The organism is Turicimonas muris (genome assembly GCF_002221595.1).
GTDB classification, from domain to species: domain Bacteria; phylum Pseudomonadota; class Gammaproteobacteria; order Burkholderiales; family Burkholderiaceae_F; genus Turicimonas; species Turicimonas muris.
Genome location: NZ_NHMP01000012.1, coordinates 1 through 15,468, shown reverse-complemented (window position 1 = coordinate 15,468; position 15,468 = coordinate 1). Strand labels below are relative to the sequence as shown.

Genomic DNA, 15,468 nt, shown 5'->3' with positions numbered 1-15,468 from the left:
AACAAAGAAAACCTGTTTAATTTAATTTTTGTCCCATTTTGACGAGAAAATAATCTCATTTTCTTTACCTAAGATACAACACTATGTTTTTTAATGAATATTTTTTCGATTCAACAAAATAAAAAAGAGATAGTTAGTTTAAAAAAATAATTTTTTTGTAGTAATATGAAGGGGAATTGATTAGTAACGATGTAGAGCCATGGAACCTCAAATCTTAGAACTTAGAAATCTAAAAGCTCAACGAGACGCATTAGATAAACAAATTGAAGAAGCTTCCAAAAAAGCTCGTGAGGACGCTTTAAATATCTGTCGGGAGCTGATTAAAGAATACGATTTTGCACCTCAGGAACTTGGCCTTAAGAAAGCCATGAAAAGAGCCAACTCTATTGCACCGAAATTTATTGGACCCAATGGTGAAACTTGGGCCGGCAGAGGCAGAAAGCCATTGTGGCTGCAGCAAGCCGAAGAGGAAGGAAAGACCGCAGAAGACTTCCGGATTCTTCCGCATTCATTTGAACCTAGAGGCTCTTAGGAATAGAAAGGAGCCGCACGGCTCCTTTCTATTTTCTTGATTAGATCTCAGTGGCGAGTCTTAGGCTCGTCAACCAATCTTACATCGCTAATGGTTTTATGCTTGAGAATCCCAAGCTGATAAAGACATCTTCTGCGGTTGCAGCTTAAAGCAGAGGAATGGCTCTTTGCCAACATTTTTGGACTCTTATGGCATCTTAACGAGGATGAAACCATTTTCTTTCTCGGGGTGCTAAAAATACTAACGAACTCATTCTAACAACATTCTAATTAGGGTTTTTTCTTGTTAGTAGAAACACTATTATCCGAAAGTCGTATTTGTTAATATTAAGAAACATCTATTACAACTTTATGTTTTTATTACTTTTCGTTTCTCTTGATCGTTAAGCAAAAAATCGAAGGTTCAGGTACCCTATTACAGTTCAACGTTAGTGTTAATCCGCACAAAGTTTTGTTCATGTAACATATCAGCTCTTTCGAAAAGCAAGAAAAATGGAACTACAAGGTTTAAGACAAGCCGCCTCCCAGGGAACAATTAGCCTTCCGCCTCCGAGAGATTCGGAAAAGCTGGAAGATATTCCTGTTCTTCGGTCCTGTTTGGCTCTGGCCAGAGGCATCAGCGACTTTAGAGAAGCTTTTGCTACCAGTGTTTTTCCTGCCACTATCGGAAAACTGATGACAATCGTAGAGGCGAAAGAGCAGCTTTATTCAAAAGAAGAGCCCTTCACCCTTAAGGAATATTTTTATTCCACAATCGTGCCAAATCCCTCTGAGCTTTCCATGGTAAGAATGGAGAGTTATGTCAATGCTTGTCTTGAACTTTATCCGAATTCTAATCTTTCATATATTTCTACCAAAACTATAGTAGAAATTGCTAACTTCTTCATTCAGGACAAAATTTCTTGGAGATCGTCGGATGATCCTCTTCATGAAAAGCCGTTTTTCCCAGAAGAAGAGATTATGTTCGGCTCAAAGCTAAAGAAACAAATGAACAATTGGGAGGTCTATGCAAGGGAAATCCGTGACATGGACCCGTATGTACATTTGATTCTTATCATTTTATATTTCGTTGCCCTTTCTCCTTTGAACAAACACAACGAAAGAACAAGTCAAATCCTCTATCAAATTGGCTTGCTTAGAAAAGGAATCGACTCTCCCTTCCCTTGTATTCAATTAGGAAAGGCAAAAAATACCACAGCGCACTTCGGAATTGAAGAAAGACTATATGGCCTAAGGACACGTCAGTGGACTCCATATCTTAAATATTCCTTGAACAATCTTTCTCGCGCTTTTAACTACAGCCTAGAGTTACTAAAGGCAATTGAACGTCTCTACGAACAAAGTAAGATATATCTTCAAGAAATCGGATTAGGCACTCATGTGGCTTTCCTACCGGCCATATTTGAATGTCCAGCTTGCAGAACCGGAGAATTTTCCAGCAAAACCGGCACACGTCGCCAAGTGGCAAGTCACATATTGAATGATTTGACGAGAGCCGACATTTTAGAAAGAGTCGAAGATGGGAGAGACAAGATTTTCTTCCATAAGCGGCTTATTGAAGCTCTAGAAAACAGAGAATATTCCTTCCAAACTTTCCGCCGGGAAATAGACCCATTTATTCCTTTGTACCAAAAAGGCACTCCAGGTCGTACTAAAAAAGAACCTGCTTAATCTATTTTTGTATTTCTAATAATTCTGAAATAGAAACTACATTTAGAAAAATAAATAAATGAAACCTATCTGATTTATTATTGCTATCTCAATATTGTATTCACAATTAAATATAGATAGAGACAATAAATAACTTCTTAAAAGACTGATAGAAATTAAAATATTAGCGTTAGCGGATATTTAATAGAGATATTTTTAAATTTTTTCTTTGTAATAAAAGTCAATAATTTTTCTTATTTACCAATCCATAAAATTATTTGAGAGATAACGATAAAATCATTTTTATAGCACTTAAAGCTATCTGCTTTCCTTGCTAAGAATATCTCAAAATTATCACTTTAATTTTGATTTGTAAATCAATTTAAAACCCTCCTATACAACAAAAAACAATTTATTCAATATACAGATATTCAATGTTAAATAAACCGTTTATCTATGTATTAAAACAAGTTATAAGATAAATTTACTTTTTATAAAATTTTTACAGATAGAGCTATCTGAAAACATTTAGGTAATTTGTATATCTAAGTTAACTAAAAACAAAAATTAATTCAAATTCTTAAAAAATTTGCTAATTATTTCATGTTTATTCAATTAGTTAGTTAATAAAATTAATTTAAAATCTAATCCTGTTAGCTAATATTATTCTATTGGTCTCTATTTGATTATCAGTTCCTAGTAAAACAGCCACTACTTATATTTATTTTCTGATAGATAAACACTTAAATAAATGAAAACACTTCTTCCTAATTTCAAGCGTTAAGCGAAATAAAGAAGAAGGGTTACTGTTTAATGTAAAGTTAATATAGAAAGTTAACTTTTATTAAGAGAATTTCTTGTTAACTAAATAGTATATTTCTTATCTAACTATTCTCATTTTTTTCTGAGCAATTGCTAAAAGTAGATTTTTAACTCCACTTGTTTTGAAAGCGACCTCGATCTTCTTATTCTCTCCCTGCCCTTCTATATTTTTGATCTTTCCTTCACCAAATTTCTCATGAAAAACAATGGTTCCAATGTTATATCCATCTGAGTTTTTAGAACTTTGGCGAATACTATTAATCTTGTTTTTATCTTCTTTAGTAATGCCTATATTCTTGGCCCATTCAGGTACATTTTCATTATTTCTATATGTTTTCTTATAACCTGAATAGCTATTTCTTTTATCTTCTGACCAAGAATTTTTACTGTTATAAGAGCCATAGTATCCCCCGCCGCTTCTGCCGCTGCCGAAAGAGGAATAAGAGTCAGAATCTTCTTTCGGAGTGAGCCACTTCAGAGCATCTCCAGGCAGCTCGTCTAAAAAAGAACTCTTAACGTTGTAGCGGGGCATACCGTGAAGAAGTCTCTGGGCTGCATAAGTCAAATACAGCTTTTTGCGTGCGCGGGTGATGGCTACATACATCAATCTTCTTTCTTCTTGAAGCTCTTTTGGTTCTGCTAGACACTTATCATGCGGGAAAAGTCCGTTCTCCAATCCGGTAATAAACACATTGTTAAACTCCAGACCTTTGGAAGCATGGATGGTCATCAACTGCACAGCTTCCTCACCTGCTTTTGCTTGGTTGTCACCGGCTTCCAGCGTGGCTTGAGAAAGGAACAAAGTCAGCGGACTTAAGTTATCCACGTTTTCCTTGGAGTCCTCTTCAAATCCTTCTTGGCTCAGAAAAGCAGCGGCAGATGAAGTTAATTCCTCCAAGTTTTCTAAGCGTTCTGCTCCGTTTTCATCCGCTTCATAAAGTGCTTTGAGACCGCTTCTTTGTACGGTGTAATTAATAAGTGCCGTCAAAGGAAGAGAGAATCTCTTTGAACGGATGTCATTGATAATGTCTGTGAAGACTCTTACCTTATTAGCCGCTGCACCGGAAAGCAACTGAGTTGCTTCAAATAATGAAATCTGGTTGTCTCGAGCCAAATCAATGAGATTTTCGACTGTCTTTGCGCCGATGCCTCTTGCCGGTAAATTCACCACTCTCATAAAGGCAGAATCGTCGGCGGTGTTTTCGGCCAGCCTTAAATACGCAAGTGCGTTCTTAATTTCAGCGCGATCAAAGAACCGTAAGCCACCGTAAACGGTGTATTTCACCCCGCGTCTGGTCAACTCTGTTTCGAGGGCACGAGACTGAGCATTAGAGCGGTAAAGAATGGCAATCTCACGAAGATCCTCGCCGTTTCTAACAAAGTCTTTGATGTTGTCAACCACAAAAGCTGCTTCTTCTGCCTCATCCCCGGCCTTGAAAACACGAATAAGATCTCCCTTCCCGGATTGTGTCCAGAGATTCTTACCAAGACGATCACTATTATTCGAAATCAAATAGTTAGCTGCATCCAAAATATTGCCTTGAGAGCGGTAGTTTTGTTCCAAACGGATTGGCTCCCCAATGGCAAAATCTCTAATGAAGTCCTTCATATTGCCAACGTTAGCGCCGCGGAAAGCATAAATAGACTGGTCATCGTCACCCACAGCGAACACGGCGTTAGGTTTTCTGCCTTCTTCTCCGTGACCAGCCAACAGTTTGAGAAATTTGTACTGAAGCTTATTGGTATCTTGAAACTCGTCAACCAAAATAAATTTAAATCTGTCTTGATAATGCTGACGAATCGGTTCGTTGTTCAGCAGCATTTCGTAAGTGCGGAGAATAAGCTCTCCGAAATCGACGGCTCCTTCTCTATTAATGACTTTTTCGTAAATTTCATAGACTCTAAGCAAGTCTCTTTCGCCGAAGCCGTAAGGTTTAATATCCTTGGCTCGAATTCCTTCTTCTTTTTGCTTATTGATATAGTTTTGAATCTTTCGGGCAGGAAGAACTTCTTCATTAATGTTGTTGGCCTTCATAATCCTCTTGATAGCCCCAAGCTGATCGCTCATGTCCAAGATGGCAAATGCGGCCGGTAAGCCGGCGGCCTCATGATGAAGTCTCAGCATTCGGTTGCATAGACCGTGGAAGGTTCCTACCCACAATGCCCGAGTGTTTAGAGGCATCTTTGCTTGGAGGCGGGTCATCATTTCACGTGCCGCTTTATTTGTGAAGGTAACAGCAAATAACTCAGCAGGAGTACAAAGCCTGTGTTCCAAGAGGAAAGCAATTCTTGAAATCAAAACGCTAGTCTTACCGGAACCTGCCCCGGCAAGAATAAGAGAGGACACCTCCGGCAAAGTAACAGCGGCCTTTTGCTGCTCATTTAAATTTGCTATTAAATCACTAGACATCATTTCTTCCTTTTTTTTGAGGAAGTGAAGTCTAATGAGAATTCCTAGTTCGTAGCACCTATTTGGTTAAAAGATTTGGAGTTTGTGATTCACTGCAGAAAAGAACTTTTTGTATTTTCATTTTCAACCAATTGATAATAAAAGTTTTTTCTTAAAAAATCTCAAAATCCTACTAATTAACGCATAGAAATACATTAATTGACCACAAAGAGTAAAAAAATAGAAGGACAACCAACCTTATAATTAAAGGATTTTCTAATAGATCATTCAATCGAAGAAGAAATGCGCGAAACTTACGAACCGTCAGAAGTTGAGACCACTCAACAAGCCCACTGGCGCGCCAAAGATGTCTACCGCGCGGTAGAACACGCTTTAGATGCCAACGGGAAAGAAAAACCCAAGTTCTATGTCTGTTCAATGCTTCCATACCCGAGCGGAAAACTTCATATGGGGCATGTCAGAAATTACACTCTCAATGACGTTATGTACAGATACCTTCGCATGAAAGGTATGAATGTCATGACTCCGATGGGATGGGATTCCTTCGGTTTGCCTGCAGAAAATGCTGCTATCAATAAGAACGTTGCTCCGGCTGAGTGGACCTATCAAAACATCGCCGATATGAAAAGCCAAATGGAACCATTAGGCTTAGCTTTTGACTGGTCTCGCGAAGTCACAACTTGCAAACCGGATTACTACCGCTGGAATCAGTGGATGTTCTTAAAAATGCTTGAAAAAGGCATTGCTTACCGCAAGACTCAGATCGTCAACTGGGACCCGGTCGACCACACCGTTCTTGCAAATGAACAAGTCATTGACGGTAAGGGTTGGCGCAGCGGAGCTCCCGTAGAAAAACGAGAAATTCCGGGATATTACTTAGGTATCACACAGTACGCTGAAGAACTCTTGGAAGATTTGAAGCTTCTTGACGGCTGGCCAGAACAGGTGCGCCGCATGCAGGAACACTGGATCGGCAAATCTTACGGCGTAAATTGCAGCTTCCCATATGAGTTGGACGGCGAGAAAAAAGTTCTCAAAGTCTATACAACCAGACCCGACACAATTATGGGTGTAACCTTTGTAGCAGTTGCGGCAGAGCATCCCCTTGCACTGCGTCTTGCTAAAGACAATCCGACTGTCGATGCCTTTGTCAAAGAATGCCAAAAAGGTTCTGTTTCAGAAGCCGATATCGCCACAATGGAAAAGAAAGGCATTCCGACCGGCTTCTATGTTAAACATCCTCTTACCGGTAAAGATGTTGAAGTGTGGGTGGGCAACTATGTGCTTATGTCTTACGGTGAAGGCGCTGTCATGGGCGTACCGGCTCACGATGAAAGAGATTTCGCATTTGCCCTCAAGTACGGTCTGCCTATCGAACAAGTAATCGGTAAAGAAGGTCATGAATTTGACAAAACCCAATGGCATGATTGGTATGCAGATAAAGAAAATATTTTCTGCGTGAATTCCGGCAAATATAACGGCCTGAATTTCGAAGAAGCCCGTGAAGCCGTAGCAGCTGACCTAAAAGCACTTGATCTCGGCTACCTCCAAGTTCAATACCGTTTGCGTGACTGGGGCATCTCCCGTCAGAGATATTGGGGCACACCGATTCCTATCGTTCACTGTCCTCACTGCGGCCCTGTTCCGGTCCCTGAAGAAGACCTTCCGGTAATACTTCCCGAAAACTTGATTCCGGACGGCTCCGGCAATCCTCTCAATAAAGACGAAGCCTTCTTGAATTGCAAGTGTCCGAAATGCGGTGCACCTGCTAAGAGAGAAACCGATACGATGGATACCTTCGTAGACTCCAGCTGGTACTACATGCGCTATTGCTCTCCTGATTGTGATACAGCCATGGTTGACAAGCGCAATGATTACTGGATGCCGATGGATCAGTATATCGGCGGTATTGAGCATGCGGTACTCCATTTGCTCTATGCACGTTTCTGGACCAAAGTAATGCGTGACCTGGGCTTGGTTAACTTTGACGAACCGTTCAAACGCCTCTTTACTCAAGGCATGCTTACCGCAGAATGCTATTACCGAGAACTGCCTGACGGCGGAAAACGCTGGTTCTATCCGAGCGAATTGAATATTGAATACGATGCTAAGGGCAAACCGGTTAGCATTACCTGCAAGGAAGACGGACTTCCGGTCAAGAGCGGCGGCATTGAAAAGATGTCTAAATCCAAGAATAACGTTGTTGAGCCGTCTGCGATTATCGGCAAATTCGGTGCCGATACCGCCCGTGCTTTCGTTATGTTCGCCGGACCACCCGATCAGAGCGCTGCCTGGAGCGATTCCGGAGCTGAAGGTACCTTCCGTTTCCTGAAGCGCTTATGGGCTTTTGGCTTCAAGAACCAGGACATTATCCGCGAAAATGTTCAGGTTGTTGACGCTCCTTTGTCTCATGAAGATAAAGAAGTGAGAAAAGAAATCTACACAGCTCTCAAACAAGCCACTTATGACTTGGACCGCATGCAGTACAACACCGTTGTTTCTGCCGCAATGAAGATGCTGAACTCTTTGGATACCTTAAAAAACAAAGATCAACAAGGAACAAAAGCCGTTATCAATGAAGGCTTCTCCATTCTGCTTCGTACCCTTTATCCGATTGCGCCTCATATTTGTGCTCAATTATTTGAAGATTTGAGTTACGAAGAAAGAACCGGCACATCCATTTTGGATGCCGCATGGCCTGAAGTGGACAATTCCGCTTTGGTTTCTGACGAAATCAAGTACATGATCCAGATCAACGGCAAGTTAAGAGGTCAATTCACTGTTCCTGTTGACGCCGGCACTGAGGACATTAAGAAAGCAGCGCTGGCAAATCCGGATGCTGTCCGCTTCATCGACGGCAAGGAACCGAGAAAGATTATCGTGGTTCCGAAGAAACTTGTTAACATTGTTGTTTAGTTGATAAACCGGAGGCAGGAAGCTTCTTCCTGCCTCTTTTCCAAAGTGAAAAACCCATGAGTTTTAAAAATACCGGCGGATTGAACAGACGTTCCTTTGTCGCATTCTCTGCCCTACTGCTAAGCGGATGCGGATGGCATCTAAGAGGAATTCAAGAAGTACCTCTCGAGAGCATGTGCATTGATTTAGGGCCGAACTCTGCAATCGGAGCCATGATCAAGCGAAATCTCCGCGCCCGTACGGACATAGAAATTGTCGAAGATAAAGAAAAAGCCGAAGCCATCTTTAAACTCATCTCTTTGAACCGTGGATCTTCTATTTTGGCTTATAACTCCGAAGGTCAGGCCAGAATATACAGCTTAATCTTATCAGCCCGTTTTACCGTTACTTTGCAAAACGGAGCCGAAGTTATTCCTCCAACTACAGTCTCTACTTCCAGAGAAATGACATGGGACGAACGCGATTACAACGGCCGTGCCCAGGAAGAACAGCTTCTATATCAAGAAATGGAAACGAACATCATCCATTTAATTGTTAACCGACTCTCTCATCTCACGCCGGAACAGGTGCAACAAGCTAAGAAAGTTGATGGCTAATTTTGCAGGAACCTCCGTTAGACTCAATCCTCTAACTATCATCGTTGGAGAAGAGGATCTCATTGCTATTGAGTCCTTGGACCAAATAAGAGCTGAAGCTAGAAAACAAGGTTTTACCGAAAGAGTCAGCTTTAATTTTGACGGAACGTCGGATTATTCTCCTCTTCTTCAATCGATGGGCGATATGTCCCTTTTCGGAGAGAAAAAGCTCATTGAAATCAGGCTGACCACGGGAAATCCGGGTTTAAAAAAAGGCCCCGAAGCTCTGGCCGCTTTAGCCGAAGCAGTCGGTGACGGTCTAATTGCGGTGATTTCTTTGCCCGGTGCCTTATATGAATATCAAAAAAAAGCCTGGTTTAAAAAAATCTCTTCTTCTGCGGCCATTATTAACGCCGGACTAGTTTCCAGACAGCAACTACCAGGGTGGATTAGAAAAAGAGCTTCGATAAACGGGCAAAATCTTTCTGAAGAAGCAGCGCAATTCTTAGCCGCCTCCACCGAAGGCAATTTACTGGCTTGTGCTCAGGAAATCAACAAACTTGCCCTTCTTTGTCCTCGGGGAAATATCGAGCTGAAAGACCTTTTGGAAGCGGTTTCAGATGTTTCTCGATTCAATCCTCAAGATTTAGCTGATTCAATTCTTGAAGGTAACGTTCAACGAATTTCAAAAATCATTGATGGTCTTAAAGGAGAAAACGTCAGCATCCCCTCCTTCCTTTGGCTTTTGAATGATGATATTAGAAATCTGATTTTATTAAATCAAGGAGGCTCTCCTTCTTCTATAAGAGGCTTGCCTTCTCGCAAAACGATGCTTGCAAACCTTGCTCGCCGTGTGCCTTTGGCTCTTTTGGAAAAAGTGGTACATCGCTACAACAATGTAGAAAAAATGTCCAAAGGCTTTAAGGTTTCCCAATCGCAAGGAGATCCATGGCAAGAATTAAAAGCCGCAGCTCTTTTACTTTGTATTAGCAGGAGATAATTATGTCCTCTACCATTAGCGCACAAAATGCTGAATACATGAAACACCTTGGGGAAAAAGCACGAAAAGCAGCCACTATTCTGGCTAAAACTCCTGCCCAAGTAAAAAACAACACTCTAAATACTCTTGCTGATTTGCTTTTAAAAAATGCTGAGAAAATCTATCTCGCAAATGAAAAAGATTTGATAGCGGGTAAAGAGAAAGGATTGTCCGAAGCCTTTCTTGACAGATTAACGATTTCAGAGAAAGTTTTAAACCAAATGTGCATTGGCCTAAAACAAATCGCAGGACTCAACGACCCGATTGGTGAAATCTTAGAGATGAAGCCTCAGCCCTCCGGCATCCAAGTCGGAAGGATGAGAGTTCCCCTCGGAGTAATCGGAATCATCTACGAATCTCGTCCGAATGTAACGATTGATGCAGCGGCTTTATGTTTAAAAAGCGGAAATGCCGTCATCTTGCGTGGAGGCTCCGATGCCAGATGCTCTAACCAAGTCCTTGGCGAATGCATCCAAGAAGCTTTGAGACTTAACTATCTTCCCGAAGAATCAGTTCAAGTTATCACCAACCCGGATAGAGAATTGGTCGGTGCTCTTATCACGGCCAGAAAATACGTAGATGTAATTGTGCCCAGAGGCGGAAAGAGCTTAATTTCAAGGCTTATGGAAGAAGCCACCGTTCCGATGATCAAACACTTGGACGGCATCTGCCATACTTATGTTGATATGAGTGCGGATTTGGAACTCGCTTGGAAAGTGTGTGACAATGCAAAGACACAGAGATTTTCTCCATGCAACGCTATGGAAACTCTTCTTGTGAATAAAAATATCGCAGCCATCTTTCTTCCAAAAATGGCCTCTATTTATTTAGAGAAAGGGGTGGAGCTCCGCTGCGATCCAGAATCAAGGGAAATTCTGACGGACGCAGGCTTCGATGACATCAAAACTGCATCCGAAGAAGATTGGTCAACAGAATATAACGCACCTATTCTTTCTATAAAAATAGTCTCCAGTGTGGATAAAGCGATAGAACACATTAATCAATACGGATCTAAACACACGGATTCCATCATCACTAACAATTTGGTATCCAGTCAAAAATTTCTTAGAGAAGTCGATTCCTCTTCCATCATGCTCAACACCTCCACCAGATTTGCAGACGGCTTTGAATATGGCCTAGGAGCAGAAATCGGCATTTCCAACGATAAGTTACATGCTAGAGGACCTGTTGGTCTGGAGGGACTGACCAGCCTTAAGTACATCGTAATTGGACACGGGGAATTAAGAAAATGAGCGAAAAGCTAAACAAATACTACGCCGTAGTACCTCTTTCTTTAGAAAGTCTCTTCGAAGAAGAGCTTAAACAGTTGGGCATTACTGAATTCAAGTCAAAAAAGGCCGGCTGTTTCTTCACAACAACAACGCTGGGAATGATGAAGGCAAATCTTTGGACGAGATATGCTTCACGTATTCTCCTGCAGGTAGGCGAGAGAAACTACAGAACGGAAGACGACATCTACAAGTTCACCTTCTCCATTCCTTGGGAAAATTACTTTACGGAAAAACAGTCCATCAAGATTTCTCTGTCAGCCAAGAATTGCCCTCTCAAGAGCATAAAGTTCCTAACTTTAAGAGTTAAGGATGCCGTTTGCGACCGTTTCCGCGAAAGATCGGGAGCTCGCCCGGACGTTGAAAAACACAACCCGGATATCCAGATTTTCGTTTTTGTAGACAACCAAAAAGTCACTCTCTATCTTGACACCTCCGGTGAATCCTTGTTCAAGAGAGGTTGGAGACGGGATAAAGGAGAAGCACCGCTGAAAGAAAACCTGGCCGCAGGATTGATCGGACTTTCCGGTTGGGAGCCTTCTCAGCCCTTATATGATCCCTTCTGCGGATCAGGAACGATTATTATTGAAGCGGCCACAATCGCAATCAATATGGCTCCGGGCATCACAAGAAGATTCGGATTTGAAAAATTTAAATTCTTTAATTCTGAAGTCTGGCAAGCCCTTAAAACTGAAGCAAGAGCCGCCATCAATTGGGACGTCGATATTAATCTTGCAGGCAGCGATATTTCTACTCAGATCATAGAGAAAGCTAGTAAGAATGCCCAGTTAGCCGGATTAACAAAGCTATTGATTGAGCGTAAAATTAAGTTTTTCCCATGCGATGCAAGAGAGGCAAGACCAACGTCGGAGACTTCCGGAGTCATTATTGCGAACCCTCCTTACGGTGAACAATCAAATCCGAAGTCTGCTTCCGTTGCTTCCATGATGAAAAACGTTGCCGACAACCTCAAGCATAATTTTGAGAACTGGGTTGTTTGGATGCTTACCAGCGATCTGAACTTACCTCGTCAAATAAGATTGCAGGAATCTAGAAAGATAGTGATCTTTAACGGTCCGCTAGAATGCAGATTCTTCCGCTTTTTGATGATTCCCGGTTCCAACCGCAGAGAGTCGAAGGCAGTGAAAACCTCATCACCAAAGGAATAAGAATATGTCTGAAAAAGACTTTGATGTAGTACAAATGAGAACTGAGCTTCATGAAATGCCGGAATTGGGATTCCATGAAGAAAAAACTTCAAAATATGTTGTTAATAAGCTCAAAGAGCTTGGTCTTAACCCGCAGACAGGAATTGGCGGAACCGGTGTCGTCGCCTATATTGACGGAACTGAACCTGGTCCTACAGTCATGGTAAGAGCCGACATGGATGCCCTTCCATTCGTAATCGACAACAAACCATGCTCCATTCATGCATGCGGTCACGATTCTCATACCGCTATGCTTCTTGCTTTAGCTGCTAAGTTAGTCGGTAATGTCAAGAAAGGACGCGTAAAACTCTTCTTCCAGCCGGCTGAAGAGACATTGCTTGGTGCAGTAAGATCTATCGAAGATGGCGTACTCGACGATGTTGACGTTGCTTTCGGCGCTCACGTTCGCCCGATTCAAGATATTCCTGACGGAACAGTTTGCGCTGCTGTTCGCCACACTTCCAGTACTTTCCTTGAAGTTGAATTAAAGGGCAAAACTTGTCATGCTGCTCGTCCCCATTTGGGATGCAGCGTTGTTGAAGCAGCTGTTTTAGCAACTAACGCAGTCAATGCTATTTGGATGAACCCGGGCAAAGTCTGGTCTGCCAAGGTAACAGCAATCAACTGCTGCGGTTCTGCCTCCAACATCATTCCGGACCATGGCAAGATGATCTTAGACTGCCGTGCTCAAGATAATCCGACAATGAAAGAAATGTTGGACAAAATTAAGAGAGCCATCCTTAATGCCGCTGAGGCAGTCGGCGTTGAAGCTACCGTTAATTTCCCCGGCGGAATCATTCCTGCAGCTGAATACGATGAAGGATTGGTTGCTGAAACCGCAGGTATTATTAAAGAAGTCTTGGGCGATGACAAGTTAGCCAAAGACTGCGGAGGCGGCGGAGAAGATTTCCACTATTTCGTTCAGAAGAAACCTTCTATTCGTACCGCTTACATCGGCGTAGGTGCAGGCGTCACTCCGGGCCTTCACGATCCGAAGATGACTATGAACCCTGAATCATTACGCAACGGTGTTGCAGTATTAGAAAAGATGGTTCTTAACCAAGTAGGTTAATTCCACCGTTGAAAAAGCGCCCTTGAGGCGCTTTTGAATTTCTCGAAAAAACAGAGGCCGAACACTCGACCTCTGTTTTTACCTAACGATCTTATTACTTAGCAGCTGCTTTTGGAGCTTCACCGCGAGGAATGATAACCCCTGTCGGCTGTTGGGAAGCATTACGTCCGGCGATTCTACCGAATGTAACGATATCAGCCATAGCGTTGCCGCCTAAACGGTTTGCACCGTGGACACCGCCTGTAACTTCACCGGCAGCAAAGAGACCAGGAATAACGTGACCTTTAGTGTCAAGAACCTGAGCCTGAGAGTTAATTCTCAAACCGCCCATTGTATGGTGAACAGCAGGTGTAACCATTACTGCATAGTACGGGGCTTGAGTAAGAGGTCTTGGCATATCAGCACGGCCGAATTCTGAATCTTTGCCAGCCTTCTGATCCTTAGTGTATTTATCTACAGTTGCCTGGAGCTGTTTTCCATCGACACCAATCTTCTGAGCGAGTTCGTGAAGATCTTTTCCTTCAGTAACCATACCGCCCTTGATGTAAGTTTCGATAGCCTTAAGGCTCTTTCTAACATCGTTATCGAATAAGAGGAAGCCAACTTTATCTTTTTGAGCGAGTTCAGCAGCGGAAACTACGTCGCGAGTCTGAAGTTCGTTGATGAAGCGCTTACCGTCTTTGTTAACGAGGATAGCACCGTTGCCGCGAACAGCTTCAGTGATCATTTCGCCTTTGCCCGGAACAACTGTCGGGTGAGTTTGAATCTGCTTCATGTCAACAGTAGCAGCACCAGCCTTTTCACCTAAGGTGATACCGTCGCCAGTTGCGCCAGTGTGGTTGGTTGTAGCAAAGCCTTTAAGCTTCGGATTCAACTTAACAACCATATCCTGGTTGGCAGAGAAGCCACCGGCAGCCAAAACAACTGCAGGAGCCATGACTTCATACTGTTTTTTGCCCTTTGTGTACTTAACACCGACAACCTTACCGTCTTTAACGATGAGTTCATCAGCCTTAGCCATTGTGCGTACATCGATACCGCGGTCCTTAGAAGCCTGAGCTAAAGTCTTAACAACGTTAGCACCAACGAAACCACCGCCTGTCGGACGGTGAGAACGCTTCTGGGAAGCACCCGCCATCATACCGACGTCTGTCAAGTCACCACCCAAGCTGTTGATGAAGTCAACAGACTCGGCAGCGTGATCGGTAAGAGTGTGGACCAAATCAGGGTTGTTCAAGTACTTGCCGCCCTTCATTGTGTCGTTGTAGTGGGATTCTTTACTGTCCTTGATACCTGCCTTGGCTTGAGGCTGAGATTCTGCGGCGTTCAATCCGCCTGCTGCACGATTAGTGTTACCTCCCAAGTAAGCCATCTTTTCCAAAACGATGACTTTCTTGCCTAAATCATGAGCAGTAACAGCTGCGGAGAGACCAGCACCACCAGCGCCGACTACGATGACATCGGCTTTATCTGCTGCCAATGCAGGAACAGCAAAAACAGCAGAAACAAGTGATGCTACGAGAATTTTTTTCATTGGAGTTCTCCTTAAATTTGTACTATTTAGCAATTAGTTACTAATCACTAGCTTTGTCAGCTGAGCACTGACTGCTGAAAATTATATTATTTTTGCAATTTTCTTATAGGGTTAAATCTTTGGTAGAAATACGGAGGGATAACAATTTAATGAATTTTTATCCTTAAAAATCAATATGTTTTATTTTTTCTTTACGTTTCTCTAATCGCATCATTTCTCAGAAAAAATCCATTTTTAGAGTATGTTTTTTACCACACTTTTTAGGTACCCATACAGGCTGAGAAAGTACAACTCAGAAATCGAGTAGGGCCGGTTATTACCCGTCCCTCTCACACCACCTGGCATGCCGTTCGGCACCAAGGCGGTTCCAGTAAACATCCCTACGTTCCAGATGCGGTTCGCAGGGCCTTTTCTAAACTGTA

Annotated in this window: 11 protein-coding genes; 8 read left to right on the top strand and 3 right to left on the bottom strand. The window is 42.5% G+C overall.

Annotation, left to right across the window (positions count from 1 at the left end; genetic code table 11):
- Nucleotides 1-199: 199 nt before the first annotated feature.
- Nucleotides 200-532: an H-NS histone family protein gene (locus ADH67_RS12230; protein ID WP_066592569.1), complete on the top strand. Its 333-nt coding sequence runs from the start codon at nt 200-202 to the stop codon at nt 530-532.
- A gap of 491 nt (nt 533-1,023) precedes the next feature.
- Complete coding sequence (locus ADH67_RS12225; RefSeq protein ID WP_066592570.1) at nt 1,024-2,202, top strand: Fic family protein; 1,179 nt, start codon at nt 1,024-1,026, stop codon at nt 2,200-2,202.
- Nucleotides 2,203-3,061: 859 nt separating this feature from the next.
- On the opposite strand, the gene ADH67_RS12220 is transcribed toward ADH67_RS12225, so the two are convergent.
- Nucleotides 3,062-5,413, bottom strand: coding sequence for a UvrD-helicase domain-containing protein (locus ADH67_RS12220; protein ID WP_066592572.1), 2,352 nt, complete (start codon nt 5,411-5,413; stop codon nt 3,062-3,064).
- A 282-nt stretch (nt 5,414-5,695) separates the two neighbouring features.
- Here ADH67_RS12220 and leuS point away from each other — a divergent pair, with 282 nt between their 5' ends.
- From leuS to ADH67_RS12190, 6 genes are read left to right on the top strand one after another with little or no spacing between them, the layout of a single operon-like run.
- Nucleotides 5,696-8,329, top strand: a complete 2,634-nt coding sequence (gene leuS, locus ADH67_RS12215) for a leucine--tRNA ligase (protein ID WP_066592575.1) — start codon at nt 5,696-5,698, stop codon at nt 8,327-8,329.
- A gap of 56 nt (nt 8,330-8,385) precedes the next feature.
- Complete coding sequence (locus ADH67_RS12210) at nt 8,386-8,925, top strand: LPS-assembly lipoprotein LptE (protein WP_084081466.1); 540 nt, start codon at nt 8,386-8,388, stop codon at nt 8,923-8,925.
- On the top strand, nt 8,918-9,904 hold the full coding sequence (gene holA / locus ADH67_RS12205; RefSeq protein ID WP_066592577.1) for a DNA polymerase III subunit delta: 987 nt from the start codon (nt 8,918-8,920) through the stop codon (nt 9,902-9,904). Before ADH67_RS12210 ends, holA begins: the two co-directional genes overlap by 8 nt.
- Nucleotides 9,905-9,906: 2 nt before the next feature.
- A complete protein-coding gene (locus tag ADH67_RS12200; RefSeq protein ID WP_066592579.1) occupies nt 9,907-11,196 on the top strand; it encodes a glutamate-5-semialdehyde dehydrogenase in 1,290 nt (429 codons plus the stop codon).
- Complete coding sequence (locus ADH67_RS12195; RefSeq protein WP_066592582.1) at nt 11,193-12,401, top strand: THUMP domain-containing class I SAM-dependent RNA methyltransferase; 1,209 nt, start codon at nt 11,193-11,195, stop codon at nt 12,399-12,401. Before ADH67_RS12200 ends, ADH67_RS12195 begins: the two co-directional genes overlap by 4 nt.
- A gap of 4 nt (nt 12,402-12,405) precedes the next feature.
- Nucleotides 12,406-13,512 carry an amidohydrolase gene (locus tag ADH67_RS12190; protein ID WP_066592585.1) on the top strand — a complete coding sequence of 369 codons (1,107 nt, stop codon included), beginning with the start codon at nt 12,406-12,408 and terminating at the stop codon, nt 13,510-13,512.
- A gap of 94 nt (nt 13,513-13,606) precedes the next feature.
- On the opposite strand, the gene ADH67_RS12185 is transcribed toward ADH67_RS12190, so the two are convergent.
- Nucleotides 13,607-15,046, bottom strand: coding sequence for an FAD-dependent oxidoreductase (locus ADH67_RS12185; protein ID WP_066592589.1), 1,440 nt, complete (start codon nt 15,044-15,046; stop codon nt 13,607-13,609).
- A gap of 234 nt (nt 15,047-15,280) precedes the next feature.
- Nucleotides 15,281-15,468: hypothetical protein (locus ADH67_RS13555; protein WP_217984021.1), on the bottom strand; the 188-nt coding region annotated here is incomplete at its 5' end.

Excerpts from the sequence above, each read along its gene's own strand:
- ADH67_RS12230 (WP_066592569.1), top strand. The coding sequence starts at position 200 with ATGGAACCTCAAATCTTAGAACTTAGAAATCTAAAAGCTCAACGAGAC.
- ADH67_RS12225 (WP_066592570.1), top strand. The coding sequence starts at position 1,024 with ATGGAACTACAAGGTTTAAGACAAGCCGCCTCCCAGGGAACAATTAGC.
- ADH67_RS12220 (WP_066592572.1), bottom strand. The coding sequence starts at position 5,413 with ATGTCTAGTGATTTAATAGCAAATTTAAATGAGCAGCAAAAGGCCGCT.
- leuS (WP_066592575.1), top strand. The coding sequence starts at position 5,696 with ATGCGCGAAACTTACGAACCGTCAGAAGTTGAGACCACTCAACAAGCC.
- ADH67_RS12210 (WP_084081466.1), top strand. The coding sequence starts at position 8,386 with ATGAGTTTTAAAAATACCGGCGGATTGAACAGACGTTCCTTTGTCGCA.
- holA (WP_066592577.1), top strand. The coding sequence starts at position 8,918 with ATGGCTAATTTTGCAGGAACCTCCGTTAGACTCAATCCTCTAACTATC.
- ADH67_RS12200 (WP_066592579.1), top strand. The coding sequence starts at position 9,907 with ATGTCCTCTACCATTAGCGCACAAAATGCTGAATACATGAAACACCTT.
- ADH67_RS12195 (WP_066592582.1), top strand. The coding sequence starts at position 11,193 with ATGAGCGAAAAGCTAAACAAATACTACGCCGTAGTACCTCTTTCTTTA.
- ADH67_RS12190 (WP_066592585.1), top strand. The coding sequence starts at position 12,406 with ATGTCTGAAAAAGACTTTGATGTAGTACAAATGAGAACTGAGCTTCAT.
- ADH67_RS12185 (WP_066592589.1), bottom strand. The coding sequence starts at position 15,046 with ATGAAAAAAATTCTCGTAGCATCACTTGTTTCTGCTGTTTTTGCTGTT.